The sequence below is a fragment of the Burkholderia sp. BCC0405 genome (genome assembly GCF_902833075.1).
Classification (GTDB): domain Bacteria; phylum Pseudomonadota; class Gammaproteobacteria; order Burkholderiales; family Burkholderiaceae; genus Burkholderia.
Window position 1 is genome coordinate 1 of record NZ_CADFEO010000053.1, and the last position, 3295, is coordinate 3295.

General features: G+C 72.7%; 1 protein-coding gene. It reads right to left on the reverse strand.

Annotated elements, in window-relative coordinates; genetic code table 11:
- Positions 1-3295, reverse strand: a 3295-nt coding sequence (locus HWX36_RS36605; RefSeq protein ID WP_175958565.1) for a non-ribosomal peptide synthetase, incomplete at both ends; no start/stop codon positions are given.

Genomic DNA, 3295 nt, shown 5'->3' on the forward strand with positions numbered 1-3295 from the left:
CATTGGCGCGCGCGTCGAGCTGTGCGTAGGTGAGCGCGCCGGCGTCGCCCGATACGGCAATGGCATCCGGATGCCGCGCGGCGATCTGCTCGAACGCATCGCACAGGTTCGCGTGCCGCAGCGGCGACGCGACCGGCGTGCGCGACGTTGCCGGCAAGTCGCGCACGCCGGCGACCGGCATCGCGAGCCACGGCGCATCGACGTCGGCCGCGATGTCGCGCAGCGCCGCATCGAGCACCGCGAGGTGCCGCTCGACCTGCGCCGCGCCGAACCGCGCGACGTCGTAATGCAGCGACACGTCGAAGCCGTCGCCGGCCGGGTCGCGTGCGAACTGCACGAGCAGCGGGAAGTCGGTTTCCTCGTGCGCGTCGAAGTCGACGACCGCGACGCCGGGCAAATCGAGCGCGTCGCGATAGACGTGGAAGTGGATGTAGTTGAACGCGACGTCGAACAGGCGGCCCGCGCCTGCCTCGTCGGCGATAGCGGCGAGCGGCAGGCGCTTGAGCGCGTCGATCTCGCGCTCGGCGGCGCAGACCTGCCGGATCAGCCCGGCCCACGTGGCGGGCGCAAGGCGCGCGCTGAGCGGCACGGTGTTGAGAAAGAGGCCGGTCGCCCGCGCGCTGAGCGCGTGATCGGGCCGGTTATGGACGACGTAGCCCGTCACCGGGCAGTCCGATCCGGTCAGCATCGACAGCGTGCGCAGATGCGCGGCGAGCAGCAGCGTGCGTAGCTCGACGCCGAGCGTTCGGGCGTGCGCGGCGAGCGACGCCGACACCCGCTGCGACACGCGCCGGACGATACGCGCAACCGTGCGACGGCCGGCGGTCCGGCTCGAATCGTGCGGGTCGCCGCCCGCGTCGCCATCGCCTGCGAGCAGCGTCGCGGGCCGGCGGGCCAGCCGCTCGCGCCACGCGCGGCGCAGCGCGTCGTCCGCGAGCGCGTCGCGTTCGGCGGCCGCGTGCAGCGCCAGCACCGGCGCGTCGCTGGCGGCCTCGGCGCGCAGGCCGCCGCACGCGCGGCCGATGAGCTCCGCCATCAGCGTCGCGACGCTCCAGCCGTCGACGATCGCGTGATGAAAGCTCAGCGTGACGTGGATCGTGTCGTCGGCGACGCGATGAATGAACAGCCGCAGCATCGGGCCTTGCGCGATGTCGAAATCGCGCCGCTGCTCGGCGTCGACGAACGCGTCGAGCGCCGCTTGCCGCGCCGCGTCGTCCGGCGTGCGGCAGTCGAACACTTGCAGCGCGGGGGCGGCTTCGCGGCGGATCAACTGCAGCGGCATCGAGAAGCCGTCGAGCGCGAACACGGTGCGCAGCGTCGCGTGCGCGCGCGTCACGGCCGCGAGCGCGCGGCGCCATGCGGCCTCGTCCCACGCGGGAATCCGCAGGCGATAGCGGAATAGGTCGTGGAACACCGCGCCGCCGTCGCGCTCGCGATGGAACAGCATGCCGAGCTGCAGGCGCGACATCGGCAGCGCGTCTTCGAGGCCGTCAGGCAGCATCGCGCGGTCGGCGTCCGACAGCAGCCCGAACGGCGCGGGCGCGGCCGACACCGCCAGCGGCGGCAGCGGGTCGCGATCGACCGCTTCGGCGAGCGCGGCGAGCGTCGGGCATTCGCGCAACTGGCGGGGCGAGACATACACGCCGCGCGCGCGCGCGTCGGTGACGACTTCGAGCGAATTGATGCTGTCGCCGCCGAGCGCGAAGAAGCTGTCGTGCCGGGCGGGTTCGCGGCCGAGGACGCGGGCCCAGATGTCGGCGAGCAGGCGCTCGGTGGGTGTCGCGGGCGGTTCGCGGCCGGCGTCGTCGGCCATGGCTTCGGGCCTGGGCAGCGCGCGGCGGTCGAGCTTGCCGTTGACGGTGAGCGGCAGCGCGTCGAGGACGACGACGTGCGCGGGAATCATGTGGGCCGGCAGGCGCGCGGCGAGGTGCGCGCGCAGCGCGGCGGGGTCGGGTGCGTCGTTCGCGGCGCTTGCGTAGGCGACGAGTCGCGCATGGCCGTGCGCGTCGTCGTCGGCGACCACGGCCGCATCGCGCACGTCCGGGTGATCGCGCAGCGCGGCCTCGATCTCGCCCGGTTCGATCCGGAAGCCGCGAATCTTGATCTGCTGGTCGGCACGGCCGAGATAGACGATCTCGCCGTCGGCGCGGCGTCGCGCGAGGTCGCCCGCGCGATAACGCCGCGCGCCGGGCTCGCCGTCCGGATCGGGGAGGAAGCGGGCGGCGGTGAGCCCGGGGCGGTTCAGATAGCCGCGCGCGACGCCGGCGCCGCCAACGTGAATCTCGCCGGCGACGCCGTCGAGCACGGGCTCGCCGTGACGATCGAGGAGCCGCAGCGAGAGATCGGCCAGCGGCGCGCCGATCGGGCTGAGCGGCGCGTCGGCATCGGCGCGGCGCAGCGTGCGCGCGGTAACGTGGACGGTGGTCTCGGTGATGCCGTACATGTTGACGAGACGAGGGCGCTCGTCGCCGTAGCGATCGAACCAGTCGCGCAGCGCGGCGGGGTCGAGCGCTTCGCCGCCGAACACGACCAGGCGCAGCGCGGGAAGCGAGCCGGGCTGCCGGTCGAGCAGGCGGAAGGCCGAAGGCGTCTGGCTGAGGACGGACACGCGCTGCGCGCGCAGGAAATCGGCGAACGCGAGCGGATCGCGGCTCGTCTCGAAGGGGACGAAGGCGGCCTGCGCGCCGTGCAGCAGCGCCCCCCAGAGTTCCCAGACGGAGAAGTCGAAGGCGGTGGAATGGAAGACGCTCCACACGTCGTGTTCAGAAAGGGAGAACGATTCGTGGGTGACGTCGAACAGGCGCAGCACGTTCGCGTGAGTGACGATGCAGCCCTTGGGCGTGCCGGTGGAGCCGGACGTGTAGATCACATAGGCGGCTTGCGCGGCGCAGACGGCGCGAGGCGGGGCCGCGCGGGCGCGCTCGTCGGCGACATCGTCGAGGCCGATCGCGCAACGCGGCAGCTCATCGGCACGCGGCAGGCGTTCAAGCTCGTCGCGCGTGCCGACGAGGGCGATCATTGCGCTGTCGTCGATGAGGAAGCGCAGGCGCTCGTCGGGATAGGCGGAATCGAGCGGCACGTAAGCCGCGCCGGTCTTGAGGATGGCAAGCATGCCGATCGCGAAATGAATGTCGCGCCCGGACGCGAGACCGATGCGCGTTTCGGGGCCTGCGCCGAGATCGCGCAGCGTCCACGCGAGTGCATTGGCGCGCGCGTCGAGCTGTGCGTAGGTGAGCGCGCCGGCGTCGCCCGATACGGCAATGGCATCCGGATGCCGCGCGGCGATCTGCTCGAA